This window comes from Bradyrhizobium sp. USDA 3364, assembly GCF_054056355.1.
Genome location: NZ_JBSRYG010000002.1, coordinates 4209599 through 4235314, shown reverse-complemented (window position 1 = coordinate 4235314; position 25716 = coordinate 4209599). Strand labels below are relative to the sequence as shown.

Here is a 25716-nt window from a genome sequence, read left to right as displayed (position 1 = left end):
CATCCGCACGAAATCTAGATTTACTCTCTCGACGCACAAAGGGCGGCGCAATATCTCGCCACCCCTGTCATCCGTCTCGACGGTTTCCAATCTGCAATAGCCGGTCGCGTCTTCCGTAAAAGTGGCTACCGGTTTTACGATCGGAAGACGCGACAGATCTATATCTGACGCATTTTCTGACGGCGAACCGGGAACCACTTCGCCTGAAAATGCTACGTAGCTATTAAGTTTCGCTTAACCCTGTTTTTGCAGCCAAACCATGGATTTGGCGAGTCTTTTTGCGGGTGCGGCCAGCGCCATCCGCAGCATTTTTGTTATCAGACATTACGCTGGAACCGGCCCGATAATTCGCCGAACCCTTCAATCAGGGCTTCGGTCCCGTCGGCTTCTGCCATCCGGGCCTGGATATCCTGCAACCATGCCAGATTGGCCTCGCTGGAGTCTTCAGCCAAGGCCGCTTCCGCATCTTTTCTTTCCCTAAGTAAGGCGTGGGTTTTCTGATGCAAGGCAACGAGTTGACGCCAAGTTGATAAAACATCCTCGCGCGCGGCGCCGATCTGCGCACCCCACACCGCCTGGGTTGTGATGGCCCGTTCAACCCTTTGAAGAATCGACGATAATCCGCCCGCCTCCAGGTCGGCCCGCATCTTCTCGGCCTGCTCCTCGGCATCGGGGGAATGGTGATGATCGTGGGCAAAGGCCGCGATGATGGCCGCCCTGAGCTTGTGGGCCTCGGGGTGGGCGAGCTCCAGCGCCGCCACCTCCTCGAGATGGTCGTGCAGCAGCCAGGGGTGATTGATCAGGCATTGCAGGATCAGCGTCTCGCGGCGGGAGATCGCGCTGCGCTGGCCGCGCATGATCGGGCTGTTGGCGAGCTGGGGGCTCGCGGCTTGATAGGGACCCCGTGAAATCCCGGGGCTGGCGCCGCCCTTGGCGCCGAACCGGCCGGCCTGGCCACCCTGGGCCGTGCCACGGGGGGCAAACTGGCGGAGTGATTCGCCGCCGCGGCCGCCGCCGAAATTGCCGCCGAAGTTCCCCCTGCCGAAGCCGCCGCCGCGGCCGTAACCGCCACGGCCGCCCTCCGGGGCGAAGCTGCGTTGCAGCCGCTCCTGCAGATCCTGCCGGTAATAGCGGCGCACCACCTCGTCGCGGATGCCGTTGGTCAGCTCGCCGATCCGCGCTTCCAGCGCCGCGCGGCGCTCCGGCGTGCCGAAATTGCCGCCTTCGATCTCGCGCGTCCAGATCATGTCGGCGAGCGGACGCGCCGCCGAGATCACGTCCTCGATCGCGGCGCGGCCGCCGGAGCGGGCGAGATCGTCGGGGTCCTGGCCTTCCGGCAGCAGCGCGATGCGCAGGCTCTTGCCGGGCTTGAGCTGCGGCAGCGCGATGTCGGCCGCACGATACGCGGCCTTCTGTCCGGCGCGGTCGCCGTCGAAGCAGAGGACCGGCTCGTCGACCATCTTCCAGAGCAGCGCGAGCTGGTTCTCGGTCAGCGCGGTGCCGAGCGGCGCGACCGCGCCGGGGAAGCCCGACGTGACCATCGCGATGACGTCGACATAGCCCTCGACGACGATCAGCTGCGCCCCATCATGCGCGGCCTGCCGCGCGGTGAACAGGTTGTAGAGATTGTCGCCCTTGTGAAACAGCGTGGTTTCCGGCGAATTCAGGTACTTTGCCGGAACGTCCTTCTCCAGCGCGCGGCCGCCGAACGCGATGACGCGGCCGCGGGCATCCGTGATCGGGAACATGACGCGGTCGCGGAAGCGATCGAACGGCACCGGCTTGTCCTCGCCGGACACCAGGAGCCCCGCCTCGACCATGTCCTCGGTGGAGATTCCCTGCGCGCCCAGATGCTCCTTCAGCGCAAAGCGATCCGGCGGCGCGTAGCCCATCCGGAACTGGAGCTGGGTCGCCGGCGAGATGGCGCGGTCGGCTAGATAGCCGCGCGCCTTGGCGCCGTTGCGGGAGGCCAGCGTGTCCGCGAAGAACTTGGTCGCAAGTTCCATCACGTCGTGCAGGGTGCGGCGGCGCTGCTCGTTGCGCGCCGCGTCGGGCGTCGCAGCCGGCAGCGAAACGCCCGCCATCGCGGCGAGGCGCTCCACCGCTTCTGGGAACGTCACGCCCTCGGTCTTCATCAGGAAGTCGAAGATGTTGCCATTCAGCCCGGACGAGAAGTCGAACCAGGCCTGCTTCTGGTCATTGACGAAGAAGGACGGCGTCTTCTCCTGCTGGAACGGCGACAGCCCCTTCCACTCCCGCCCGGCCTTCTTGAGCTTGACGCGCCTGCCCACGACTTCCGAGACCGGAAGCCGGGCGCGCAGCTCTTCGAGGAATTCGGGCGTGAAGCGCATGGGTCGATCTTAGCGTGGTATCCGGTGAGTCGCTGGTCAACCGGTTAGCCATATAGGGGCGTCGACCGGTTGGACGAAGAATGTGGGATTTTTCCGGGCTATTCACAGGCCCTGACGCACCACCGGGCTACCCCGGATTCCTCGGTGGAGAGAGGTTTCAGCCACCTTGCCCCCTCCCCGCTTCCGGGATTGGATAGGGCATGTTCACGACGTTCAGAGGCGGACAAAGCGGCGGCTGGCAGGTCACGTCCATCACGCGGGTGAAGGGCGAGACGCTGCCGAAGGTTGCGGCGCTGTCGATCGTTGCGAGCGACGCGATCGCGCTGCCGCTGCTGCCGGCGCAGACCTCCTGGCGGCTCGCCGGCGTCGCAAGCCATCTGCGCTACACCGAGAAGGCGGAGCGCGAGAAGCTCACCGCCGTGCAGGCCGGGCTCGGCCGCAGCGAGGCAAAGCTTGCGGCGCTGATCCCGATCCGGAAATCCGCGGCGTGGTGGGATCTCACCCAAGAGGAGCGCCGCCAGATCTTCGAGGACAAGTCGCACCACATCGAAGGCACCCTGAAATACCTGCCGGCGATCGCCCGCCAGCTGTTTCACGCCCGCGACCTCGGCATGCCCTTCGACTTCCTGACCTGGTTCGAATTCGCCCCAGATCATGCCAGCCTGTTCGACGAGCTGGTCGCCATGCTGCGCGCAACCGAGGAATGGAGCTTCGTCGAGCGCGAGGTGGATATCCGCGTCGAGCGGGAAGTGTGACCCGGCAATCCATCAAACGAAACACTCTTGCGAAGTGAGATGGATGCCCGGGTCAAGCCCGGGCACGACGAAATACGCGGTTGCGCCCGAGCGCTAGTGTTCGAAGAACTTTCCTGACGCGATCCGCGGCAGCTCGGTGACCGGCCAGTTGTAGAGATAGGTCCACGCCTCGTTCACGCTGCCGTCGGCGAGCGTCACCTTCAGCATCTCGCGGACATATTCGGTCGGCGGCGGAAAGCCTTCGCCGCAGGCCTCGTACATGTCGAATTCGCGCAGCATGGCCTCGCGCTCGCGCAGGCGGAACAGTTCGCCATGCACGATGTCGGCGGGATCGTTCGATACGACGAGGCCCGGATAATGCTTAACGAGGTAGAGCCGGCCGCGGCACTGCGCCGAGCCCAGGAATTCGGCATTGCCCGCCAGCAGCTTCGCCATCGGATGGTCGAAGCCGCGCATCAGCGTGCCGTAGACGAAGAGAAGATCGGAGATCATGGCCTTCTATGTCATTGCGAGCGGAGCGAAGCAATCCATGCCGCCGCACAAACCAAGATGGATTGCTTCGCTTCGCTCGCAATGACGAGGGACCGGCTCAAGCCACCACCTCGTCGGCCACCACCACGAACTTCGCCAGCGTCATGCGGCCGAAGCTCGTGGTGAGCGCGACGTCAGCGGCGTCGCGGCCGGTCGCCATCAGGATGCGGCCGATCCGCGGCACGTTGTGACGGGCATCGAAGGTGTACCACTGGCCCGACAGATAGGCCTCGAACCAGCCGGAAAAGTCCATCGGCGCGGGATCCGGCGGCACGCCGATGTCGCCGAGATAACCGGTGCAGTAGCGCGCCGGAATGCCCATGCAGCGGCAGAAGGTCAGCGCGAGATGCGCGAAGTCGCGGCAAACGCCGGCGCGGCTTTCATAGACGTCGTGCGCCGACTTCATGTGATGGGCGTGCTGGTAGCCGAACGTCACGTGATGGTGCACGAAGTCGGTGATCGCCTGCACCCGCGCCCAGCCGGGCGGCGTGCCAGCGAATAGCGACCAGGCGATATCGGTCAGCTTGTCGGTCTCACAATAGCGGCTCGGCATCAGATAGAGCAGCATGTCGTCAGGCAATTGCTCGATCGGCAACTGCTGCGCCGCCGGGTTCACGATGTCAGGCAATCCGGAATCGCGCACCAGCGCGCTGCCGCGAAAGGTGACTCCACCGGCCGGCGCAACCAGGCGCCCGCACACATTGCTGAAGCCATCGCGATAAAGGCCGATCGGGACATCCGGCTCGGTCGAAATGCGCTCGGTGCCGACGATGTCGGCGTAGCGTGACGGATGGATCGACAGCATGATCACCATCGGGGTCGGCTGCGGCGCCGCATAGGTGATCTCGAAGCCGACCCTGATCTGCATCGTCAGGCCGTCTCCCGCTCCGCCACGTTCTCGGCGACCGAGACGACCTTGATATCCACGTCCATGCCGAGATGCGCATCCGGCGCGCCGAGATAGACGCCGTGCAGCGGGATCGCCTGGCGCGGATCGCGCGCCACCGCGACGCGGATCAGATCGCGCGTGCCGACGATGCCGTTGGTCGGATCGAACTCAATCCAGCCCGCGCTCGGCAGATAGACCTGCACCCAGGCATGGGTCGAGCCGCCGCCGACATAGCCATGCGCGCTGCCGGCGGGCATCGCCAGATAGCCGGAGACGAAACGCGCGGCGATGCCGAGCCGGCGCAGCGCCTCGATCATGAACAGCGCGTAGTCGCGGCAGGTGCCGGACTGCGTCCGCAGCGTGTCGAGCGGATGCTGGGTGCCCTGCTCATAGCGCTTGCGGTAGCTGAACGCCGCGCGGATGCCATGCGTCATGCCGCTCAGGATATTGAAAGTCGGCGTCGGCGCCTCGACATCGAGGAAGCGCCGCGCCCAGGCCGACAGCTCGCCGTTCGGGTCGCCATATTGCGGCGTGATGAACTGCTGCAGATCGGGGAATTCCTCATCGTCGTAGAGAAACGGATAGAAGTAGGCGGGATCGTCCGGCGTCAGCGCGAACGCATCAGCCGGATTGTGCTCCACCGTCGCTGTCGAGACAAAGGACAGCGTGTCGGCGCGCTCGTCGAACGCTGCGATCGCCACGCTGTTGCCGAACACGTCGTGGATCCAGCGCAGCGACATCGGCTGCGGATCGATCACAAGCGCGCTGTCGAGCACGCGCAGATCATGGCCGTCACGGGGGCGCAGCATGATGCGGTGCTCGCCGAACGCGACCGGGCGCGCGTAGCGGTAAACGGTCTTGTGATGAATAGTCAGCAGCGGCATCTTCAATCAATCATCGTGATTCCGGGCCGGTTAATCTATAGAGAAAGCTGCTTGATTCCAGACCGGATGCCGCTTGTATAGGCAAAGTTGAGGAAAAAGCCCTTGAATTACGGCGGCGGTCCATCATTCCTGCTCGCAAGCACCGACGTTTCGCCGGTTCTTGAACATAATCCTGCCGGCCGCTCACCCTTCCTGTTCACCTGCGACCACTACGGCAGGCTGATTCCCTCGCCGCTCGGCGATCTCGGCCTGCCCGAGAGCGAACGCGTGCGGCACATCGCCTGGGACATCGGCATCGCCGGCGTCGCAACGAAGCTCTCCGACCTGCTCGATGTGCACCTGATCGCGCAGCGCTACTCGCGGCTCGTGATCGACTGCAACCGTCCGCCGCATGTCGCAAGCTCGGTCCCGCTGATCAGTGAAGCCACCACGGTACCCGGCAATGAAGGCCTGTCGCGCGAGGCCGCCGAGATGCGCCGCGCACAGATCTTCGATCCCTATCACCAGCGCATCGACGACATCATCGACGAGCGCGCGCGCCAGGGCATGCCGACGGTGCTGGTGTCGCTGCACAGCTTCACGCCGGTCTATGCCGGCATTGCACGGCCGTGGCACATCGGCACGCTCTACCACCACGACACGGTGCTGCCGCCATTGCTGCTGAAGCAACTGCGTGCCGAAGGCGATCTCGTCGTCGGCGACAACGAGCCCTATGCGGTCAGCGACGAGACCGACTACACGATCCCGGTGCACGGCGAGAAGCGCGGCCTGATGAATTCTGGCATCGAGATCCGCCAGGACCTGATCTCCGATCAGGCCGGCGAAACCGCGTGGGCCGAACGGCTGGCGCGCGTCCTCGGCGAGATCGAGACGACGCTGCGCGCGGAAGCGCTGAGCTAGGCGCGGACTCAGAACGAGCAGCCAGCCATAGCCTGATGGATGCGAGTTGAACGAAGGCAAGGTAGTTGGCGGTGCCCCAGATCGTAGAACCCAGAAGATGCCGTTGAGGCATACGGGGCCGTGACCGGTTCAATTCGCATGTGCCGTCCTCCAAGCGAAAAAAGATAGCAGCGAGATAGGAATTATCCCCGCTACCTCCGTCCGGAGGACGCTGACTCTACCGGTACAACCGCTACCCGGCCTCGGGACAGCGATGCAAAAGGCGCTTCGCGGCCGTCGATCGGGGGTGCGCCCTCAATGCCGAACGTTGCGGCAAGCTCTCTGACACCAACAGGAGTCACGACAAGCGCCCGGCTATCCCGGACATGCTCGACCCAATCGTGCTCAAGAGCGTGACGAAGAATGGCAGCGCCAACTGCCCCGGCCAGATGCGGCCGGCGCTCGCTCCAGTCGAGACAGGGGCGACAGAACACTCGGCGCTTGGAGGCGAGGCGAAGATCGAGGCCCAACTCATCGAGGAACGACCGACCGGCATCGGTTAGTTGTCCGCCATCCTCGTCGAGCAGAATAAACGACTGTTGCACCAGCCGGTCGGCGATTGCGACGGCTATGCGGCCGGCCATGTGGTCATAGCACGTGCGCGCGTGTCGGAGCGTCTCTCCGCCGCGCCAAAGATTGCGCTGCCGGGCGGGGCCTTCCTGCGCCACGACCATGAGACCTTCCAGCATGCGCGCGACGAGCGGAGAGGCCAAGCGGAAATATCGTCGTCGCCCCCGCCTTTCGAGCGCGAGCAATCCGGCGTCGCTGAGTTTCGCAAGATGGCCACTCGCTGTCTGCGGCGCCACGCCAGACACATAGGCAAGCTCCGAGGCGGTCAACGTTCGGCCATCCATCAGCGCGCTCAGCATGTTGGCGCGCGCCGGATCGCCGATGAGTGCCGCGACTTGGGCGATTTTGGGTCCCGTGTCCATGTCTTTCTCCTAGGCCGACGAGGGCGCAGTGCCAAGCGCGAATACTTCGGTCAAGGCCGTAGTGTTTCCGCGAGACTGGTTCGATCACCGGACATAGGTTGCCTGGACACCAATAAGCCCAGCGAAAGCAAGTGCCGCGATGGGCGAAAGATATCATCCCCGCGGCTTCGAACATTCGATTGGTATCGAACGATGATCGCAGAGCGGGCCTGTCCGAGCCGTCAAATCCTCGCAGACAACTGAGTGTGATCAATGCAACCAACTTCGCTCAACACAAGGCGGCCGGAACTAGCCAGCTCCGTCAACACATCATCCCGTTCGCCTCTCGCGACGGCGCTAGCGCTTGCCGCCACGAGCCTCGGCCTTGGCGTGGTGCAGCTCGATATCACCATCGTCAATACTGCGCTGGGCAGCATCCGCACCTCGCTCGGCGGTAGCGTCGCCGAACTGCAATGGGTGGTCACCGCCTATACCATCGCGTTCGCTGCCTTCATTTTGACCGCCGGCGCGCTCGGTGACCGCGCTGGCGCCAAACGGATATTCATCGCGGGCTTTGCGATCTTCACGCTGGCCTCGCTCGCCTGCGCGCTGGCGCCGTCGGCGATGGTCCTGATCGCCGCGCGCTCCGTGCAGGGCCTGGCGGCGGCGATCCTGGTACCGAACTCGCTGACGCTGCTCAATCACGCCTATGCCGATCCGAAGGCGCGCGGCCGCGCGGTCGGCTTCTGGGCTGCAGGTGCGAGCGTCGCACTGACTTCGGGGCCGTTCGTCGGCGGCGCGCTGATCGCGCTGGTCGGATGGCGCGCGATCTTTCTCGTCAACCTGCCGATTGGCGCGGCCGGCCTCTGGCTCGCCTGGCGTTATGCCGAGGAGACGCCGCGGCTCGCGCAGCGCGAGATCGATCTGCCGGGACAGATCGCGGCGATTGCAACCCTCGGCACGCTTGCCGGCGCCCTGATCGAAGGCGGCGCGCTCGGCTGGAGCCATCCGCTCGTCATCATGGGCTTCGCGGCGGCCGCCGTGATCGGCCTCCTGTTCGTATGGCGCGAGGCGCGCGCCCCACAACCGATGCTGCCGCTGTCGCTGTTCCGCCATCGCATGTTCGCGCTGACCGCGCTGGTCGGGCTCCTCTTCAACATCGCCTTTTACGGCCTGATCTTCGTACTCAGTCTCTACTTCCAGAAGGTCAATGGCTGGTCGCCGTTCGCAACGGGCCTCGCTTTCGTGCCCATGATGGGCATGGTGCTGCCCGCCAACCTCGTCACCGCGTCGGTCAGCGAGCGCCTCGGCGCGCCGCAAACCATTGCGCTGGCTTGTGTGATCACTGCCGCGGGCTGCGTTGCGCTGCTGCCTATGGCCTCAGGCACGAACTACGGGGCGATCGGCGCTCAGCTCATGGTGCTCGGCGGCGGGCTCGGCCTGCTCGTGCCGTCCTTGACCTCGACGCTGCTCGGCAGTGTCGAAAAGTCGCGATCCGGCATCGCCGCGGGCGTGCTGAACGCGACGCGGCAAACAGGCAGCGTGCTTGGTGTTGCCCTGTTCGGCTCGCTGGTCGGAGGGGACGACGGGTTCATGACGGGGGCGCATGCCTCGCTCGTCATATCGGCCGCTGTGTTGCTCGCAGGTGCGGTCGCGATCCTGCAGGGCCGAGCAAAGGAGGGACGATGAAGAGGAACTGTGCAGGTCGAGGCTGGTGTGGTGCCCGGAGGCCGAAGATCAGCCGTCGGACGGTTCGTTGCTTTCTTACGCGACGAAGCGCGCGCTTTTTCAGCTCATCTAAGCTCGATTTTTCGAGTGTTCCGCCCTGCGAAATCGAACGTTGCGAAAGTTCAGCTTAGGACACTTGAGGTCAAATAGGAGCCGAAAATGTCCGCTTTCACGCACGATACGATGACAAATCATCATGGTCGCGGTCTTGTGAAGCAAGTCGGCGAAACCCTGCACGTTTGGCGCGACCGGGTTCGGCGGCGCCGCGAATTGGCGCAATGGACCGACCGCGACCTGCATGATGTCGGGCTTTCCTGGAGCGACATCGCTTTGGATGTCAAGAAACCGTTCTGGCGGGCTTGAATAGCAGTCGGATCGGCGGCCTCCGGCGGCCTAGCACGGGATGAGTTTGGGTTGAGCTGGATCGACAGCGGCGCGTCAGCTCTCCCCGATAGGGAGACGTGAAGGACGAGCTGCCGCTCGATCGACGCGCGGTCAATTCGGCCGGCGTCGCCAGATGAACACGAGATAGAGCAGCACGGGCAGGCCGAGCGCCAGCCACGAGACGGCGTCCCACCAGCCGTCGCCGACCAGCGCGCTGATCAAACCCACCGTGCTCACGATCGCGATCACGAGCGGGGCGGCGAAGATCTGGGTCAATGAACGATGTGCGACCATGCTGGTGTCACGAGGTGAGTGCGGGGCTGTCGATGGAGGCGGCGTTGGCGATGGCGCGTTCCTGGCTCACACCCGCCTTGCGCCGGCGCATCCACAGATAGACGCCGGTCACGAGGATGAAGATGGTCAGGATGTCGAGCAACGCCCAAACGATCTTGAGCGGCATGCCGCCATAGTCACCGAAATGCAGCGGCTGCGAAACGTACAGCGTCGACACATACCAGGGCATATCGCGGCTGTCGGTCAGCGTGCCGGTTTCCGCATCGATCAGCGCGGGCTTGAGCAGCCGCGAGGTCAGCGGCGTATCGCCGTGCAGGAACACCGCGTAGTGGCTCTTGCTGCTGAACAGCGTCCCCGGGAAGGCAACGAAGCTCGGCGTCATTCCGGGCACTGCATGGCTGGCCACTTCAACCGCCGCATTCAGCGAGGTCAGCTTCGACGGCACCGGCCTGTCCTTGTACTGCGCGGTCATCTCGGCGAGTTGGCCGAACTGCCACATCTTGAGCACGAGATCGGCCCAGGTGTTGATGACGCCGGTGAAGCCGACCACCAGCGTCCAGGCCACCAGCAGGATGCCGGCGAGATTGTGCACGTCGAGCCAGCGCACGACGCGGGTGCGTTGCGCGCGGTAGGCGCCGAAGCGCAACTTCCGCATCGACGGCGCGTAGACCACGATGCCGGAGATGATCGCGACGCAGAACAGGATCCCCATCAATCCAAGGAACAGTTTTCCGGGCAGGCCCGCGAACATGTCGGTGTGCAGCTTCAGCATGATGTAGGTGAAGCGGCCGGTCACATCGGGCGAATCGAGATAGGCGCCGGTATGCGTATCCATCCGGATCAGGAGATTGTTGGTCGGATCGGCGTCGATCGAGGGACCGACGCTGACCCACATCGCACCCGGCTCGTCACGATCCCAGATCAGGAAGTGAGGCACCTTGCCCGGCGCCTGCGCCAGCGCGTTGGCGAGCAGATGGTCCAGATTGGCCGGCGGCGTGCCTGCCGGCGCCTCCGCCGGCTTGACCGAACTGTGGAGGAGATCATCGATCTCGTCGTGGAAGATCAGCGGCAGGCCGGTGATGCACAACAGCAGCATGAACAAGGTGCAGATCAGGCTGGTCCATTTATGGACGGCGCCCCATCGCCGCAGGGATTTGGTCGTCGCAGTCAAATTTCGGTCGCCTAGTTCCAGGTACCAGCTTTCTCGCCGTCACTAACACGACGAAGGACCTGCGCGGCTGTCCGGAAATTAGAACGCGTCCAGTGTTGGATTTATCGCCGGCGGTGTTGCGAGCGCGCAACGAAGCGCCCCGGAATTGCGCCGATGCATCGCACCTTCGCAGCGATCCTTAGGACCATTCTAAATTGTGGTCCGTCACGCCGGTATGCGCGTTGCTTGCCATAATGCCATCACCTCGTGGCGTGCGATGCCACGAGTGATGAACACGATGCGCGAGCGGCGGTCGGCGTCGGGCCATCCGGCGAGCGCCACCGGCGGATGGAAGACATGGTGCACGCCGTGGATCGCGACCGGCGTCATCTCGTCACGCAGATTGAGAATGCCTTTGACACGCAGCAGGTCTTCGCCGCGCGCGTTGCGCAGATAGGCGAGCCATTGCGAGACGGCCATCCAGTCGAGCGGCTCATCGAATGCGAGCACGAAGCTCATGATCGCCGCATCATGGTGGTGATGGGCATGGTGATCATCGTCATCATGGTCATGTGCGGCATGCGAGTGCCCTTCGCTGCAGCAACCTGCAAAAGCCCGCTCGTTGAGCCAACGTTCGACGTCGACCGTCTTCTTCGCGGGATCGACCAGGGCGGCACCGAACAGCGCCGCCGGATCGATCTCGCCATGCATCGCGCGCTCGATCCGCGCACCGGGATTGAGTCGGCCAAGCCGCGCCTCTAATGTGTCAATGTAGCTGACCAAATCACTTTTGGTGATCAGCAGACGATCAGCAAGCGCCACCTGCTTCACCGCTTCGTATTGACGATCGAGCTGATGCGCTGCATTGGCGGCATCGACCGTCGTCACGACAGTGTCGAGCCGCAGGAAATGCGACACCAGCGGATTGTTCAGCAGCAGCTGGATGATCGGCGCGGGATCCGCCAGCCCCGTGGTCTCGACCAAGATGCGCTGGAATGGCGGCACCTCGCCGCGATCGCGCTTCACCAAGAGCGCGCGCAACGTCTCCTCGAGATCGCTGCGGATTGTGCAGCAAATACAACCGCTCGCGAGGACGGTCACCTCGCCATCGACGCGCTCGACGAGCAGATGGTCGAGCGCAACCTCGCCGTATTCGTTGATGATGACGGCGCTGTCGCTCATCGCCTCGTGACGCAACAGCCGGTTGAGCAGCGTCGTCTTGCCGCTGCCGAGAAAGTCGGTGATCACCGACACCGGCAGCCGATCGGCGGACTTGTCATTCTCGAACAGACTCATCGACGCCCTCGCAACCGTCTTATTTTTGTCGCTGGACAACAGCCTAGCGGAGGAGGAGCATGCCGAAAACAAATTTTAAGCCCGAACATCGGGCACAACCTGGGAGGGAAGCATGGACGACGTTGTCAAGGGCGACGCGCGAACAAGCGGCATGGGTGCGACCGATCGCCGGACCCTGCTCCGCACGGCGGGCCTCGCCGGCGCAGCAGGCGCGACGCTGGCAGGTGCGATGCACGGCAAGTTTTCTCGCTTGCACCGATCACCGCGGCCCAGGCGCAGACCCCCACCGCGATGCCCAAGGGCACCGATAAGCCGTGGTGGCCTTCGAAGTGGGGCCAGGACGACGAAGCGGGCGCATCCAACCACATCACGCCGGAGAAAGTTCTCGACACGGTGAAATGGATCAAGGACGGCAAGATCTACAAGATCGGCCGCGTCTACGAGGGCGGCATGCCGCTGTTCGGACCGCGCGCGTTCACGCTGCGCATCCCGGGCGGCCCGACCGGCGGTCCGTTCGGCGACAACAAGCTGGTCTATCACGACGAATTTCTCTCAACCGAGATCGGCCAGACCGGCACGCAGTTCGACGGCCTCGGCCATATTGGCATCCAGCTCGGCAAGGACGGCGACAAGAGCGAGATGCGATTCTACAACGGCCACACCGCTGCCGAGATCAGCGACGCCTATGGCCTCAAGAAGCTCGGCGTCGAGAAGCTGAAGCCGCTGTTCACCCGCGCACATCTCCTCGACATGGTCGCGCTCAAGGGCGGCATGATGGACGCCGGGCAGGAAATCACGACAGCCGACATCAAGGCGGCGTTGCAGAAGCAGAACATCAATGAGAGCGACATCAAGCCGGGCGACGCGATCCTGTTCCATACCGGATGGGGCTCGCTCTGGATGAAGAACAATGACCGCTTCAACAGCGGCGAGCCGGGCATCGGCCTCGACGCCGCGAAATGGGTGATCGAGAAGGATCTCGCGCTCACCGGCGCGGACACCTGGGCTGTCGAGGTGGTGCCCAATCCCGACAAGACGCTCGCCTTTGCGGTGCATGCGGAGTTGCAGACCAAGCACGGCATCCACAACCACGAGAACCTGATCTTCGACGAGCTGATCGCCGACAAGAAGTACCAGTTCGTCTATTGCTTCGCGCCGGCTCCCATCAAGGGCGCGACGGGAAGCAACGGCTGCCCGATCGCGATTACCTGATCGGGACATAGACGTCGCCCGCGATCGAAGACGGCCGCGCCCGCGCGGGGCGCGGCCGATGCCGAACGATCATTGCACGTCGGTGACGCGCTCCGGGTCGGCGGATGCGAGCGCGGCGGCGCGCTCGGGGCGCGGCGGATAGATCCAGACGGTGTTGATCTCCCGCTTGGTCTTCTTGGCGACGTCGCCGACCAGCTCGACCTTGCGTTCCCAGCCGCGGGTGAACAGCGCACCGGCCTCGCCGAGGTCGAGGCAGGTGACGTAGACCTTCTGGTGATACGGCCTGGTCGGGACGCCGAGCAGCTCGGCCGCGGCATTGTTGCCGGCGAAGGCGCCCATCCGCGTCGCGTGCTGGCACGACATCAGCGCGCAATTGCCGACATCGTCGCACGCGGCACGCGCCGCATCGCCGGTGGCGAACACGCCCGCGACCGACGGCACGCGCAAGTCGCGATCGACCAGCAGCCGGCCGAAATTGTCGCGCTCGGCCGGAATCTGCTGGGTCAGCGGCGCGGCGCGGATACCCGCCGCCCCAGACCACGGTCGCGGCCTCGATATGCTCGCCGTTGGACAGCGTGACGCCGGACTTGGTGACCTCTGCGACGCCGGCTCCGAACCGGCCTTCGACCCCGAGCTTGCGCATCGCATCCTCGACGACCGGACGCGCATCCTCGCCCATGTCGGGTGCGACCGCGGGGTTGCGTTCGACGATGACGACGCGCGGCCTGGCGTCCTTACCGAGGATCTCCCGCAGGCGCGCCGGCATCTCGGTTGCCGCCTCGATGCCGGTGAAGCCGCCGCCGGCAACCACCACTGTGTCGCGCACCACTGATGCCGGCTGCTTGGCGAGGTCGTGCAGATGCCGGTCGAGCGCGATCGCGTCCTCGATATTGTCGACGCTGAAGCCATGCTCGGCAAGGCCTGGCACGTTCGGACGGAACAGCCGGCTGCCGGTCGCCACCACCAGCCGATCGTAGGGCAGCGTCTTCCGCGCGTCCCTGGCGGTGACGATCTGCACGGTGCGGGCGTTGGTGTTGACCGCCTCGGCGCTGCCCTGCACATAGACGACGTCGATCGCGTTGAAGACGTCGAGCAGCGGCGCGGTCAGCGTTTCCGGCTTCGGCTCGTAGAGCCGCGGGCGGATCACGAGCGTCGGCTCCGGCGCCACCAGCGCGATTTCGAGGTCCTCGGGCGAAACGCCCGGATGTCGCGCAGGCGGGCTGCGGAGAGTGCGGCGTACATGCCGGCAAAGCCGGCGCCGATGATGACCAGTCGCATGGGATATTTCCTCTGGGTTGGCAGTCTCTGATGTCCGCGCGTTGCCGCCGCTGCCGATGGGCCTTGCGGCGATCACCACGCGAATCGGTGAAGCGAACGCGGCAGCCCGCTATCGACGCGCGGCGCAGGGCGACGCGAACGGCGCCCGCACGGCCGTCTCGCAAGCCGGGCGGCACGCTTGAGGGGCGAGCGATCCGCTGCGGCGGAAGGCGATCGGTTGGACCGCGGCTGCGAGCCAGTCCCCGTGGAGGATTGGGGCGCTGTCGCTGATCATGATCGACGTGATGGGATTGGCCTCCTGAAAGGCCTGTGCCGAAGCATCCGCGTCGGCACTTGTTGTTGACGTAAAGCGAACGGTCAGCGTCAGCCCATACATGAGTGCAGTCGCCACGATCCGCCGTCGGCGCGTGATCGCAAGGGAACTGCCGAAATCCTTCCAGGCCATCGCTTGTCTCCTTTGTTGGCTTGAGCGCCACGGTGATCTAGCGAGTTGGGTTTGCGCATGCCCCAGAGCGATTGCCCGACCTGAAGGGCGATTGCTGCTAGCGCAGCCGCCGCCGCCAATCGCTCGGGGTTTCGCCGGTCAGCTTCCGGAACGCGGCGGCGAACGCTGTCTGCGAGCTGTAGCCGAGCGCCGCCGCGATCGAGACCACCGGTTGCCCGGTGTCGCGCAGCATGGTCATGGCCTGCTCGAGCCGGTGCTGACGCAGCCAGGCATGCGGCGAAAGCCCGGTGCTCTCCTTGAAGGCGCGGCAGAAATGGAAGCGCGACAGGCCGGCCGCCGAAGCGAGCGCCGCGAGCGAAACGTCCGCTTCGCTGTCGGAACGCAGGCGCTCGATCGCGCGACGCAGCGCCAGCGGTGCCAGCCCGCCGCCGACCGGCCGGACCGGCACCGGCGCGCCCGTATGCGCCGCCAGCAGCCGCGTGGCCAGAAGATCCGTCAGTTGCTGCCTGAACAGCGCATCGAGCGCCTCGTTGCCCTGCAGCACATCCGCCGCACTCAACAGCAATCGGGACGTCACGGGGTCCGGATGCGCGGTCCGCTCCAGCAACTCAGTCGATGCGGCGCCGGCCTCATCGGCGACGCGCGCGAGCGTCGTCTGGGGAAGATAGAGCTGAACGACGTCGACAGGTTTCGGAATATCCCATCGGGAGCTTGATCCCTCGGGAATGATGATCACGACCCCGGGACGAAACGTGCCGATCGCGACCGACCGTCCCGACCGGCGCTCCATGCGCTGCATAGAGCCGTTGTAGGCCATGATCACGTGGTGGCTCATCGGCTCGACGACGTCGTGCAGCGGCTCATGTTTCCAGTGGGCGATCCCGCCGCCGGCGGCGTCCAACGCCATGCGAAACGGGGTGGTCCCGAGCACGCGTGCCATCTCCGCATCGGCGGCACGATGCGCGTCAGGCGGCTGGTCGGCCTGACGCGCCTCGGGGGAAGCCGGCAAACTCTCTGGGGCATCACGCAACAGCGGTTTGGTCATCATCTCGGGCTCATCTTCGGAGCAGGAAACTTCGATCGGAGCGACTGCCACGTCCGTCGAACGGCCGATATCGTGCGCGAGGATAGGTTGCCTGTACCGAGGGCTAGGTCGGCCGGACCTGCGCGCCGAAAGAATGCCGACGCGCATGCCGGAATGCGCCGTCACTTCAGCAGCTTACGGCGGTATCGACACATCGCCTTCATCGCCGCGTCATCAATTCGCATAACTCGGATAAATTCTATCTGCGTATTGCATGGCACAACTCAGACTGCTATAGTCCGCGTTATGGCCCACCTCACCGTGAGCGTCGAATACGGCATCCATTGCCTGCTGTGGCTGGTCGGCTCGGGCGACAAGCCGCTGAGCAGCCGTGACCTTGCCGAGTTGCAGGGCATTTCGCCGAGCTTCGTAGCCAAGATATTTCCGAAGCTCGAGAGGGCCGGGATCGTGCAGGCATCCGAAGGCGCCGGAGGGGGATATGTGCTTGCGAAGGCGCCGGAGCAGATCAGCTTCCTAGACATCGTCGACGCCATCGAGGGCGATAAGCCGCTGTTCGATTGCCAGGATGTGCGCTTGCGATGTCAGTTGTTCGGCGCCAGACCGCCGACATGGGCCGCGAAGGGAACGTGCGCGGTTCACGCCGTGATGCTGCGCGCCGAGAAGGCCATGCGCGACGCGCTGGCCGACCAGACCCTCGCCGACGTTGCGCAGCGCTTCGGGCGTGCCGCCCCCGCAGCGTTCTTCGGGGAAGTCCAGGACTGGATCAGCGACCGCGTCAAGGATCGCCCCCGAAGATCCGATCCGCCCGACGGTCCCAACAAGCCGCCGAAGCGGCAACAGCGCAAGTCGAAACGGGCAGGTGGGACGTGACGGACGCGGCGCGTTTCGCCGAGGGCTTCGGCTTCGCCCTGTCGGGCTGCGGCATCGGCCTGGTGCCGGCCGGATTGACACATGGGCTGAACGGCCTCTCGGCTGCCGCAGCGGCGTGCTCCCTTGTTGTCGGCCTCTGCTGCATCTGGTCCGGACGCCGGCGGGCGACGATGCGCGCGGGCAAGGCCGAGCAGGCCATGCGCATCATCGAAAGCATGCCGGCGTTCGCATGGTCGACCGATGCCAACGGCAGGTTTCTCTATATGAGCCGCCGTATCAGGACCCTCACGGGGCTCTCCAAGAAGGACCTGTCGCCGCTTGGACGCGACGCCTTCGGCGTGAGAAATCTCGTTCATCCCGATGACTATGATCGCCTCGTGGCAGCGTGGCAGCACAGCCTCGCGACCGGCGATCACTATGATCTGGAGCATCGCATTGCGCTGGCGGACGGCGTCTATCGCTGGTTCCGCAATTTCGCGTCGCCCGAACGCGATCAGGACGGGCGCATCGCCGCCTGGTACGGCACCACCATCGATGTCGACGACGAGAAGAAGGCCAAAGCGGCCCTGCTCGAACGCGAACAGCAACTTTCCCGACTGGTCGATTCAGTACCCGGCCTGATCTGGAGCCTGGCTCCGGATGGCGAACCCACTTACTTCAACAAGCGAATGGTGCAATTCACGGGGCTGTCGATTGACCGATTGGGTCATCTCGACGCTGGACGGCTCGCCGCGGCGATCAAGATCATCGTGCATCCGGACGACGCGGTCGTCGTCACCGACGCGGTTCGCGGCGCGATCGTGACCGGCGAGCCGTTCTCGTTGAAGCATCGGCTTCGTCGCACGGACGGTGTGCATCGCTGGGTGGAGGCCCGCGCGGCGCCGATGCGCAACGCTGAAGGTGTCGTGGTGCAATGGTACGGTGTCTGTCTTGATATCGAAGATCAGGTCCAGGCACAGGACGAGCTGCGGCGAACCCGGGACACCCTCGGACGCGCAAGCCAGGCCGCAAGCCTGGCCGAGCTCTCCGCTTCGATCGCCCACGAGGTCAATCAGCCACTCGCCGCCATCGTCGCCAATTCGCACGCATGCCAACGGTGGCTGACGGCGGATGCGCCGAATGTCGAGCGCGCGCAAGTGATCGTCACGCGCATCATTCGCGACGCCAATGCGGCCGCGGACGTGGTCAGCCGCATTCGCGCGCTGTTCAAGCAATCGACGCAGGAGAAGAGACGCGCGACGCTCGGTGAGATCATCGCGGAGGCGCGTGATCTGATGATCGACGCTGCACGGCAGAGCGACGTGAGCGTCGCGATGCAGATCGAGGCCGGCCTGCCCGCCGTGGTCTGCGACCGGATCCAGATCCAGCAGGTTTTGATCAATCTCATACGCAACGCGATCGAGGCCATGGAGGGCCTCGGAAACGCCAAATCGCTTGCCATCCGCGCGCGCAGATCCGGCGGCAGCGTGCGGATCGAGATCAGCGATCGCGGTCCCGGCGTGGAATCGCCGGACCGGATATTCGAGCCGTTCGTCACGACGAAGACGGATGGCATGGGAATGGGGCTCGCAATCTGCCGCTCGATCGTCGAGACGCATGGCGGCCGGCTATGGGCCGCGACCAGCCCGTCCGGCGAGACAACGTTCACCTTCACGCTGCCGGCGGCAGCCGACGAGGCGGTGGCAGTGTGATGGCCGCGCATCGAAAGTTCGCCATCGCCGTCGTTGATGGCGACGGAGATGGACCATCGGTTGCGCGAATTCAATGAGGAGGGAAATATGACATACGAACTTGAGACGTCGGAGAAGCCCGCTTCGGGCCGGACGCGGCCAAAGGATGAGGCCGAGCAGCCTCTTGTCATCATCGTGGACGACGATGCGGCGGTTCGCGAAGCCGTGCAGGAACTGATGTTGTCGGCCGGTCTTGAGTGCGCCTGCTTTGCCTCGCCGCAAGACCTGTTCGCGGCAAGCGTGTGGGAGAGGTCTGGCTGCCTGATCCTCGACGTTCGGATGCCGGGATCGAGCGGCCTCGATCTGCAGCATCATCTCGCGGCAAGCGGCAGGCGCAAGCCGATCGTGTTCCTGACCGGCCATGGCGACATCCCGATGACGGTGCAAGCCATGAAGGCCGGCGCCATCGACTTTCTGACCAAGCCGGTGCGCGATCAGACCCTGCTGGATGCCGTGACGGCCGGGATCAGGAAGGATCTCGCGCAACGCGCCGATGCCCAAATCCTCGAACGCAATGTCAGGCGGCTGCAATCGCTTTCTCCGCGCGAACGCCGGGTCCTGTACGAGGTGGCGCGCGGCCGTGTGAACAAGCAGATCGCCTTCGATCTCGGCATCAGCGAAGTGACCGTGAAACTGCATCGCGCCAATGTGATGCGCAAGATGCAGGCGAGTTCGATCGGCGATCTGGTTCGCACCTGGGAATCGCTGCCGGCCCCGATGCGCGAGAGGTGCGCGGCCTAGCTGGCGTGGCGGCGCAAGGTGCGCCGCGCGGCGAAGGGTCGGACAGGATCAGCTCCGCGCTCAACCGGCCGGCGCGCCGTGAACGACATGCTTGGCATGGCATTTGGGGCCCGGCCCGCGCATGTAATGCAGCTCGGGCCGATAGGGATCGCGAATTCGCGCGATCCAATTCCGCCAGCCGCTTGCGATCGCATTCAGACGACGGCGCAAAGTCAGTAATGACGGCTGCAGCGACGGCATAGCTGCCCTCTCAGTGCGGCTTGCCGAGAACGGATGCGAAGGACAGGATCACGATCTCCTCGCCGATCTCGTCGCTGACATGCACGGCCCAGTCACGCCAGTCTTCCAGGCTCGCCGTTGCGACCAGCGATCGCATCATGCACGTCGCTGCCTCGCAGGCCTCGGAGAGGCTGGTCACCGAGGTGCCGCGGCGATCCATCCACACCCCGCGCGTGGTCGAACAATGAAAATAGACCTGGGCCATCTGCATATCCTCGCAAGCTCCGGACGAGCGGGCTCGTCTCAGTGCGCGACGAAGCTCTCCGTTGCTCTACGTTTTCTTGGACGCGAGCATCAGTAAGGCGGTTCACACCGGCGCAGGCTGCGCGGCGACCTCGCGGAATGGTGATCAAGCTCCCGTATCGCCTACACCAGATCGCGATTTGACAATTCTTCTATATTTGTCAAAATCGTCAAATGGGACCGAAGACCCGCATCCTCGATGCCACCATGCTGGTGTTCCGCCGCCACGGCTTCCGCCGCTCCTCGATCGAGCAGGTCGCCGAGGCAGCGGGCCTGACGCGGCAGGCGCTCTATCATCATTTCGAATCCAAGGAAGCGCTGTTCCGTGCCGTGATCGAGCGCGTGCATGAGAGCGCGATCGCGGCCGAGGAGACGGCCGTCGCCGCGGCGGAGACGGCGGGCGGCGATCTCGGCGACATCCTGGTCGCAGGCATGGTCGCGCGGATGTCGGCCATGATCTCGTCGCTGGACGGCTCGCCGCATCTCGAGGAATTGTATTCCGAGCACCTCGTGCACGCGCGCGACCTCTACCAGATCTATTCCGCGCGCCATGCGGAGCGGATGGTGGCGACGATCTCGCGGATCGTGCGCCGGCAGCAGCTTGCGCTGCCGCAGCAGCTATCGCCGGCCGAATTCGCCCGGCTGGTCGAAATGGCGATGTACGCAGCGAAGTCGCAGAATCCGGCGATGCAGCCGGCGGACGCGTTCCTGAAGGACATGGCGATCATGGTGCGGACGCTCTGCGCGGGCGCCACACCGAAATCCGAGTCGAAATCCAAGCCCAAATCTCAGAAGCTGCCCGTCACGAAGGCGGCGCTCCGGAAAAAGCCGACACGCAGGACGACTGGAGGACCTCCATGACCACGACGACCATCAACGGCCGCGTTGAACCCCTGCCCGACGATCCCGACGCGCTCCTGATCGACATCGTGCGCGACGGGCTCAAGCTCACCGGCACCAAGCTCGTGTGCGGCGCCGGCGTCTGCGGCGCCTGCACGGTGCTGGTCGACGGCGCGCCGGTCGCAAGCTGCCTGATGCCGGCGCAGGCCGCGGCCGGCAAGGCGGTGACGACGGTGGAAGGCATCGGTGCCGCTCAGCTGCATCCGGTGCAGAAGGCGTTCATGGCGCATGACGCCCTGCAATGCGGCTTCTGCACGCCGGGCTTCATCGTGGAAGCGACCGCGTTTTGCGACCAATGGCGCGCGACCAGGGGAACGGCGGTGCCTTCACGCGAGGAGATCGGCGCGGCGCTGTCCGGCCATCTCTGCCGCTGCGGCGCCTATGACGGAATTTTCCGCGCGGTGGCGGACGCCTGCGCCGGCCGCTTCGACGGCGACAATGTCGCAGCGCCCCGTATCGAGGCGCGCGACAAGGTGACGGGCGCGGCGAAATACACCGTCGACATCAACCATGACGGCCAGCTCGAAGGCCTGATCCTGCGCTCGCGCGAGGCGCATGCGCGCATCACCACGCTCGACCTCGCGCCGGCGCGTGCGCTCGCGGGCGTCACCGCGATATCGCTGATCGGCGACGACCGCATCGTGCGCTATGTCGGCGAGCCGATTGCGGCGGTCGCAGCTCCAAACCGCAAGTCCGCGCTGGCCGCGCTCGCCGCGATCAAGCTGACCAGCGAGCGCCTGCCCGCCGTGGTCGGGCTCGACGCCGGACGCAAGGACGGCGCCCCAGTCGTGTTCGACAAAGCGAGCCGCAGGCGGGCCGGCAACGTCTCGGAAGCGGCCGGCGGGCCGGCGCCGTGGAAGCAGAACATCCGCGGCCCGACCGCGGTGTTCTCGACCCGCGCCAAGAAGGCCCGCAACTGGGTCGACGAGGCGCGCCAGGCCAACAACCGGCTGCTGGTCGAAGCAACGTTCCGCACCGCCACGCAGCAGCATGCGTGCCTGGAGCCGCACGCCGCGGTGGCGCGCTTCGATGGCGACCGGCTGACGCTGCACGCCTCGACCCAGCAGGTGTTTCACCTGAGGGAGCAGATCGCGAAACGCTACAAGCTCGATCACGACAAGGTTCGCGTGATCGCCGAGCACGTCGGCGGCGGCTTCGGATCGAAGGCGAGCCTCGGCATGGAGACGATCGCCGCGATCGAGCTCGCGCGCGAAGCGAAAGCACCGGTGCGGGTCGCCTACGATCGGCAGGAGGAGCTCTCGGTCGCCGGCTATCGGCCGGCCGCCGAACTGAAGGTCGCGCTGCTGCCCTCCGAGCAGGGCGGCCTGAAGGCGCTCTCCGTCACCGCGCATGCCGATACGGGGGCGGCGACCAATTCGACGATCGCAGGCCTGGCGCGGCTGATATATCCGGCCGAGGCGAAAGACCTGTCGGATTTCGACGTCATCAGCAATCTGCCGCCCGGCGCGGCCTTCCGCGGCCCCGGCGGTCCGCCGATGGCGTTCGCGGTGGAGCAGGCGATCGACGAGGCCGCGCTGCGGCTCAACATCGACCCGATCGCCCTGCGCAAGCGCTGGGATCCTGATCCGAACCGCCAACGGCTGTACGACTGGGCCTCCGGGCTCGAGCTCTGGCGCAACCGCAAGCCACAGCAGAACGGACGCTATCGCCGCGGCATCGGAATGGCCACGGGTTACTGGCTCTATCTCTGGCAGCCCAACGTGAAGGTCGAGGTGGCCGTCAAAGGCGGCCGCATCGTCGCCAGCACTGCGACGCAGGACATCGGCACCGGCACCCGCAGCGTGCTTGCCGACACGATCGCGCGCGAGTTCGATCTCGAACCTTCTGACATCGACGTGCGGATCGGCGATTCGTCGCTGCCCGAAGGGCCGGGCTCCGGCGGCAGCCGCGTCACCGCCTCGGTGATGCCGCCGACGCTGCAGGCGGTGCGGAAACTGAAGGCCGCGATGCTCGAACAGGCCACGCGAAAGCCCGCGCCCGGCTCGAACGCGCCCTGGCGCGAGCTGATCGCGCGCTCGCCGGACATCGCTGTCGTGGAGACGCGCGGCGAGGACGGCAAGAACACCGCGCCCGGTGTTCGCTCGCCGCTGCGCGAAGTCGGCCTGATCGGCATGGTGTTCGGCTGGATGATGCGCCGCTTCTCCAACATCGCGGTCGGCGCCGGCGTGCCGAGCTCGGTGCAGGTGATCGAGGTCGAAGTCGACACCTGGCTCGGCCATGTCCGCGTGCTCAACGTGCACACCGGCATCGCGGTCGGCAAGATCGCAGCGCCCGCGCTGGCGCGCAGCCAGGCCTGCGGCGCTGTGATCCAGGGCCTCGGCTACGCACTCTACGAGGCGCGCGAGCTCGATCCGAAGACCGGCGACGTCCTGACCGCGGGAATGGAGGATTATCGCATCCCCGGGATCGCCGACACGCCCGAGATCGATGTGCATTTCGATGAAGCCGGCTTCGACCATGTGCTCGGCAACAGCGTCGGCATTGGCGAGGCGTCGACGGTGCCGACGTCGGCTGCGGTTGCCAACGCGATCCACAATGCGATCGGCGTCCGCCTCACCGAGATTCCGATCCGGCCCGACCGCATCGTCGCCGCGCTGAAAGGGAGGGATGCCGCATGAGTGTCGCGATTGCAGAGGTAATATCCGCGCCGGAATTCCGTGCCGCCGGCACCGATCTGTCGGAGCGCCGCCGCAGCGGCCTGTCGTGCGGAACGGTCATCGATCTCACCGCCAGTCCCGACACGATCGGTGTCGCATGGGGTGCGGACGGTGCGGCGCGGATCGGCGCCCTGACCGCAATCGCCGCGGTCGCGTCCGACCGGCGGCTCGCCCAGGCCTATCCCGGCATCGCCGCTGCCGCGCAGGGCCTCGCCACGCCGCAGATCCGGCACATGGCGACGCTCGGCGGCAACCTCGCGCAGCGTTCGCGCTGCTGGTATTTCCGCAATCCGCAGATCGCCTGCCTGAAGAAGGGCGGCACCGACTGTCCAGCGCGATCCGGCAACCATCTCTATCACGTCGCGTTCGATCTCGGCCCGTGCGTGGCGCCGCATCCGTCGACGATGGCGATGGCACTGCTGGCCTATGATGCCAAGGTCACCACCGACCGGCGCAGCGGATTGTCGATTACCGACCTGCTCGGCGACGGCACAAACGGCGCGGCCGACAATCTGCTCGCATCGGACGAACGGATCGAGCGGATCGAGCTGCCTGCCCCGCTCGACGGCGAGCGCGCGCTCTACAAGCGCGCCATCAGCCGCTCGTATGCGGAATGGCCTCTGGTCGAGATCTGCGCGCGCGCCGTGATCTCCGGTGGCACGTTCCAGCAGGTCCACATCACCGCCGGCGGCATCGCCCCGGTGCCACTGCGTCTTGCGGCATCCGCGGCGGCGCTGGAGGGAAAGCCGGCCGACGCGGCGACCATCGCGCAAGCCGCTGAGCTGGCAACATCGGGGGCCCGGCCGCTGCCGATGACCGGATACAAGCTCGAGCTGCTGACGGGCCTGGTGCGCGACGTCGTCGAGCGGATCGCAACGTAGTGCTGGCGACCGTTCCGGCCGTGCTCACCGCGCCCGGGTCAGCGCCAGCCAGATGCCGCCGCCGATCATGAAACCGCCGGAGACGCGCGACATCAGCCGCGTCCGCTCCTTGGAGAAGAATTTTCGGGCGCGGCCGGCCGCCAGCGCGTAGGCGGCGTCGGTCAGCGCGGCCGTCGCCATGAACGTGACGCCGAGCAGCGCGACCTGCGGGACGTGCGGCTTGTCCATGTCCATGAACTGCGGAATGAAGGCGCCGAAGAACACCAGTACCTTCGGGTTCGACAGCAGCACCAGAAAGCCCTGCAGGAAGAAGCCGCCGCGCGGCGGTGGCGGGGTATCGTCGGTGCTAACGCCCTCGACCGGCGAGCGGATCAGCTTGAAGCCGAGCCAGACCAGATAGGCGGCGCCGGCAAAGCGCACCCAGTCGAACCAGTAGCCCATCGTCGCCATCAGCGAGGTCAGGCCGATCGCAACCGTGCCGATCACGATCGCGAGCCCGACCTGCGCGCCCAGCACGTTGGTGAGCGCCGCGCGCGTGCCGTAGCGCAGCCCGTTGGCGATCACCATCGTGACGATCGGACCGGGCAACAGCGCCAGCGCGATGCAGGCGGCGACGAAGGCGAAATAGGCTTGCAGGGACATGATGGCTATCCAGCTGGAAATTCTCGTCATGGCCGGGCTTGTCCCGGCCATCCACGTCTTATGCTCGTACAGCCGATCATAAAGGCGTGGATGCCCGGGACAAGCCCGGGCATGACGCATCCTATTGACCGTCCATTGCTGAAATCATCCACGTCCTGATCTCCTGCGAGCCCAGGAACGCCAGCGTCGCGCGCTGCATTTGCACCGGATCACCCCTGCCCTGCGCCGCAATCGCCATGAGATCGCAGCGGTGCGACACCGCGATGCCGATCGCGGTGCGGTGGCCGTCGAGATCATAGGCCCTGATTCGTCCCCGCATATCGGCCACGTCAACGACATCGCCCGCCTTGCGCGGTACGAAGCGCGGGCTGATCATGTCGACATCAGCGACGCGGTCGACCTCGTCGTCATCGGCGACACCGCCGTCGCAATTGCAGAAGCCGAGCTTCGGCCTGAAGTAGACCTCGATCTCGGCGCCGCACTCGGCCGCGCCGCAATGGAAGGCGCGGCCGGCGGGCCAGCCGTCGCGCGGGAACGGCCAGGCGATCTCTCGCCACTGCGCGGCGCGCGGCGGCGCCATCTCGTAGCCGGCAACGGCCGACAGTCCGCCGAGCGCGAGGAACATCGCCGCAATGACCGGCCACGGGCGCATCATCATTC

25 protein-coding genes and 1 pseudogene are annotated in these 25716 nt (G+C 65.5%); 11 read left to right on the top strand and 15 right to left on the bottom strand.

Going from position 1 to position 25716, the window contains the following annotated elements; all coding sequences use genetic code 11:
• Positions 1-317: 317 nt before the first annotated feature.
• A complete protein-coding gene (gene dnaG / locus ACVILL_RS20020) occupies positions 318-2351 on the bottom strand; it encodes a DNA primase (RefSeq protein ID WP_456730626.1) in 2034 nt (677 codons plus the stop codon).
• 200 nt (positions 2352-2551) lie between these two features.
• On the opposite strand from dnaG, the gene ACVILL_RS20015 reads away from it, so the two are divergent.
• Complete coding sequence (locus tag ACVILL_RS20015) at positions 2552-3106, top strand: chlorite dismutase family protein (protein WP_456730625.1); 555 nt, start codon at positions 2552-2554, stop codon at positions 3104-3106.
• Between the two features lie 93 nt (positions 3107-3199).
• Here ACVILL_RS20015 and ACVILL_RS20010 read toward each other — a convergent pair whose 3' ends face one another.
• From ACVILL_RS20010 to ACVILL_RS20000, 3 genes are all read right to left on the bottom strand, one after another.
• Positions 3200-3598, bottom strand: coding sequence for a gamma-glutamylcyclotransferase family protein (locus ACVILL_RS20010; protein ID WP_456730624.1), 399 nt, complete (start codon positions 3596-3598; stop codon positions 3200-3202).
• A 97-nt stretch (positions 3599-3695) separates the two neighbouring features.
• Positions 3696-4505 carry a transglutaminase-like domain-containing protein gene (locus tag ACVILL_RS20005; RefSeq protein WP_456730623.1) on the bottom strand — a complete coding sequence of 270 codons (810 nt, stop codon included), beginning with the start codon at positions 4503-4505 and terminating at the stop codon, positions 3696-3698.
• Between the two features lie 2 nt (positions 4506-4507).
• Positions 4508-5410, bottom strand: a complete 903-nt coding sequence (locus tag ACVILL_RS20000; protein WP_456730622.1) for a transglutaminase family protein — start codon at positions 5408-5410, stop codon at positions 4508-4510.
• 102 nt (positions 5411-5512) lie between these two features.
• Here ACVILL_RS20000 and ACVILL_RS19995 point away from each other — a divergent pair, with 102 nt between their 5' ends.
• On the top strand, positions 5513-6310 hold the full coding sequence (locus tag ACVILL_RS19995) for an N-formylglutamate amidohydrolase (RefSeq protein ID WP_456730621.1): 798 nt from the start codon (positions 5513-5515) through the stop codon (positions 6308-6310).
• A 191-nt stretch (positions 6311-6501) separates the two neighbouring features.
• On the opposite strand, the gene ACVILL_RS19990 is transcribed toward ACVILL_RS19995, so the two are convergent.
• Positions 6502-7281 (bottom strand): ArsR/SmtB family transcription factor, encoded by a 780-nt coding sequence (locus ACVILL_RS19990; RefSeq protein WP_456730620.1) that lies wholly within the window; start codon positions 7279-7281, stop codon positions 6502-6504.
• 252 nt (positions 7282-7533) lie between these two features.
• Here ACVILL_RS19990 and ACVILL_RS19985 point away from each other — a divergent pair, with 252 nt between their 5' ends.
• Positions 7534-8949: an MFS transporter gene (locus tag ACVILL_RS19985; protein WP_456730619.1), complete on the top strand. Its 1416-nt coding sequence runs from the start codon at positions 7534-7536 to the stop codon at positions 8947-8949.
• 198 nt (positions 8950-9147) lie between these two features.
• Positions 9148-9351, top strand: coding sequence for a DUF1127 domain-containing protein (locus tag ACVILL_RS19980; protein ID WP_456730618.1), 204 nt, complete (start codon positions 9148-9150; stop codon positions 9349-9351).
• A 132-nt stretch (positions 9352-9483) separates the two neighbouring features.
• Here ACVILL_RS19980 and ACVILL_RS19975 read toward each other — a convergent pair whose 3' ends face one another.
• The 3 genes from ACVILL_RS19975 to ACVILL_RS19965 form a co-directional block, all read right to left on the bottom strand.
• Positions 9484-9666: a hypothetical protein gene (locus ACVILL_RS19975; RefSeq protein WP_456730617.1), complete on the bottom strand. Its 183-nt coding sequence runs from the start codon at positions 9664-9666 to the stop codon at positions 9484-9486.
• Positions 9667-9673: 7 nt separating this feature from the next.
• Positions 9674-10837, bottom strand: coding sequence for a PepSY-associated TM helix domain-containing protein (locus tag ACVILL_RS19970; RefSeq protein WP_456730616.1), 1164 nt, complete (start codon positions 10835-10837; stop codon positions 9674-9676).
• A gap of 204 nt (positions 10838-11041) precedes the next feature.
• Positions 11042-12112 carry a CobW family GTP-binding protein gene (locus ACVILL_RS19965; protein WP_456730615.1) on the bottom strand — a complete coding sequence of 357 codons (1071 nt, stop codon included), beginning with the start codon at positions 12110-12112 and terminating at the stop codon, positions 11042-11044.
• A 291-nt stretch (positions 12113-12403) separates the two neighbouring features.
• On the opposite strand from ACVILL_RS19965, the gene ACVILL_RS19960 reads away from it, so the two are divergent.
• Positions 12404-13324 carry a cyclase family protein gene (locus ACVILL_RS19960; RefSeq protein ID WP_456730614.1) on the top strand — a complete coding sequence of 307 codons (921 nt, stop codon included), beginning with the start codon at positions 12404-12406 and terminating at the stop codon, positions 13322-13324.
• Between the two features lie 69 nt (positions 13325-13393).
• Here the strand turns inward: ACVILL_RS19960 and ACVILL_RS19955 are convergent.
• The 3 genes and pseudogenes from ACVILL_RS19955 to ACVILL_RS19945 all read right to left on the bottom strand — a co-directional run bounded on the left by ACVILL_RS19955 (position 13394) and on the right by ACVILL_RS19945 (position 16092).
• Positions 13394-14602 (bottom strand): annotated as a pseudogene (locus ACVILL_RS19955) (NAD(P)/FAD-dependent oxidoreductase).
• Positions 14603-14711: 109 nt separating this feature from the next.
• Complete coding sequence (locus ACVILL_RS19950) at positions 14712-15047, bottom strand: hypothetical protein (protein ID WP_456730613.1); 336 nt, start codon at positions 15045-15047, stop codon at positions 14712-14714.
• Between the two features lie 97 nt (positions 15048-15144).
• Positions 15145-16092, bottom strand: coding sequence for a helix-turn-helix transcriptional regulator (locus ACVILL_RS19945; protein ID WP_456734304.1), 948 nt, complete (start codon positions 16090-16092; stop codon positions 15145-15147).
• A gap of 153 nt (positions 16093-16245) precedes the next feature.
• On the opposite strand from ACVILL_RS19945, the gene ACVILL_RS19940 reads away from it, so the two are divergent.
• The 3 genes from ACVILL_RS19940 to ACVILL_RS19930 all read left to right on the top strand — a co-directional run bounded on the left by ACVILL_RS19940 (position 16246) and on the right by ACVILL_RS19930 (position 19433).
• The gene (locus ACVILL_RS19940; protein WP_456730612.1) at positions 16246-16962 is read left to right on the top strand and encodes an RrF2 family transcriptional regulator; all 717 of its coding nucleotides are present in this window, start codon (positions 16246-16248) and stop codon (positions 16960-16962) included.
• A gap of 170 nt (positions 16963-17132) precedes the next feature.
• Positions 17133-18653, top strand: a complete 1521-nt coding sequence (locus tag ACVILL_RS19935; RefSeq protein ID WP_456734303.1) for a PAS domain-containing sensor histidine kinase — start codon at positions 17133-17135, stop codon at positions 18651-18653.
• An 87-nt stretch (positions 18654-18740) separates the two neighbouring features.
• Positions 18741-19433 (top strand): response regulator transcription factor, encoded by a 693-nt coding sequence (locus tag ACVILL_RS19930; protein WP_456730611.1) that lies wholly within the window; start codon positions 18741-18743, stop codon positions 19431-19433.
• Positions 19434-19493: 60 nt separating this feature from the next.
• On the opposite strand, the gene ACVILL_RS19925 is transcribed toward ACVILL_RS19930, so the two are convergent.
• On the bottom strand, positions 19494-19673 hold the full coding sequence (locus ACVILL_RS19925) for a hypothetical protein (protein ID WP_456730610.1): 180 nt from the start codon (positions 19671-19673) through the stop codon (positions 19494-19496).
• Positions 19674-19683: 10 nt separating this feature from the next.
• Positions 19684-19917, bottom strand: coding sequence for a DUF6894 family protein (locus ACVILL_RS19920; protein ID WP_456730609.1), 234 nt, complete (start codon positions 19915-19917; stop codon positions 19684-19686).
• A gap of 212 nt (positions 19918-20129) precedes the next feature.
• On the opposite strand from ACVILL_RS19920, the gene ACVILL_RS19915 reads away from it, so the two are divergent.
• The 3 genes from ACVILL_RS19915 to ACVILL_RS19905 are packed head-to-tail and all read left to right on the top strand — an operon-like array spanning position 20130 to position 24414.
• Complete coding sequence (locus ACVILL_RS19915; protein ID WP_456730608.1) at positions 20130-20816, top strand: TetR/AcrR family transcriptional regulator; 687 nt, start codon at positions 20130-20132, stop codon at positions 20814-20816.
• Positions 20813-23494: a molybdopterin-dependent oxidoreductase gene (locus tag ACVILL_RS19910; RefSeq protein WP_456730607.1), complete on the top strand. Its 2682-nt coding sequence runs from the start codon at positions 20813-20815 to the stop codon at positions 23492-23494. The genes ACVILL_RS19915 and ACVILL_RS19910 overlap by 4 nt, the downstream gene beginning before the upstream one ends.
• Positions 23491-24414, top strand: coding sequence for an FAD binding domain-containing protein (locus ACVILL_RS19905; RefSeq protein WP_456730606.1), 924 nt, complete (start codon positions 23491-23493; stop codon positions 24412-24414). Before ACVILL_RS19910 ends, ACVILL_RS19905 begins: the two co-directional genes overlap by 4 nt.
• A 24-nt stretch (positions 24415-24438) precedes the next feature.
• Here ACVILL_RS19905 and ACVILL_RS19900 read toward each other — a convergent pair whose 3' ends face one another.
• On the bottom strand, positions 24439-25056 hold the full coding sequence (locus ACVILL_RS19900) for a LysE family translocator (protein ID WP_456730605.1): 618 nt from the start codon (positions 25054-25056) through the stop codon (positions 24439-24441).
• A 121-nt stretch (positions 25057-25177) separates the two neighbouring features.
• Positions 25178-25711: a hypothetical protein gene (locus ACVILL_RS19895; RefSeq protein ID WP_456730604.1), complete on the bottom strand. Its 534-nt coding sequence runs from the start codon at positions 25709-25711 to the stop codon at positions 25178-25180.
• Between the last annotated feature and the right edge of the window lie 5 nt (positions 25712-25716).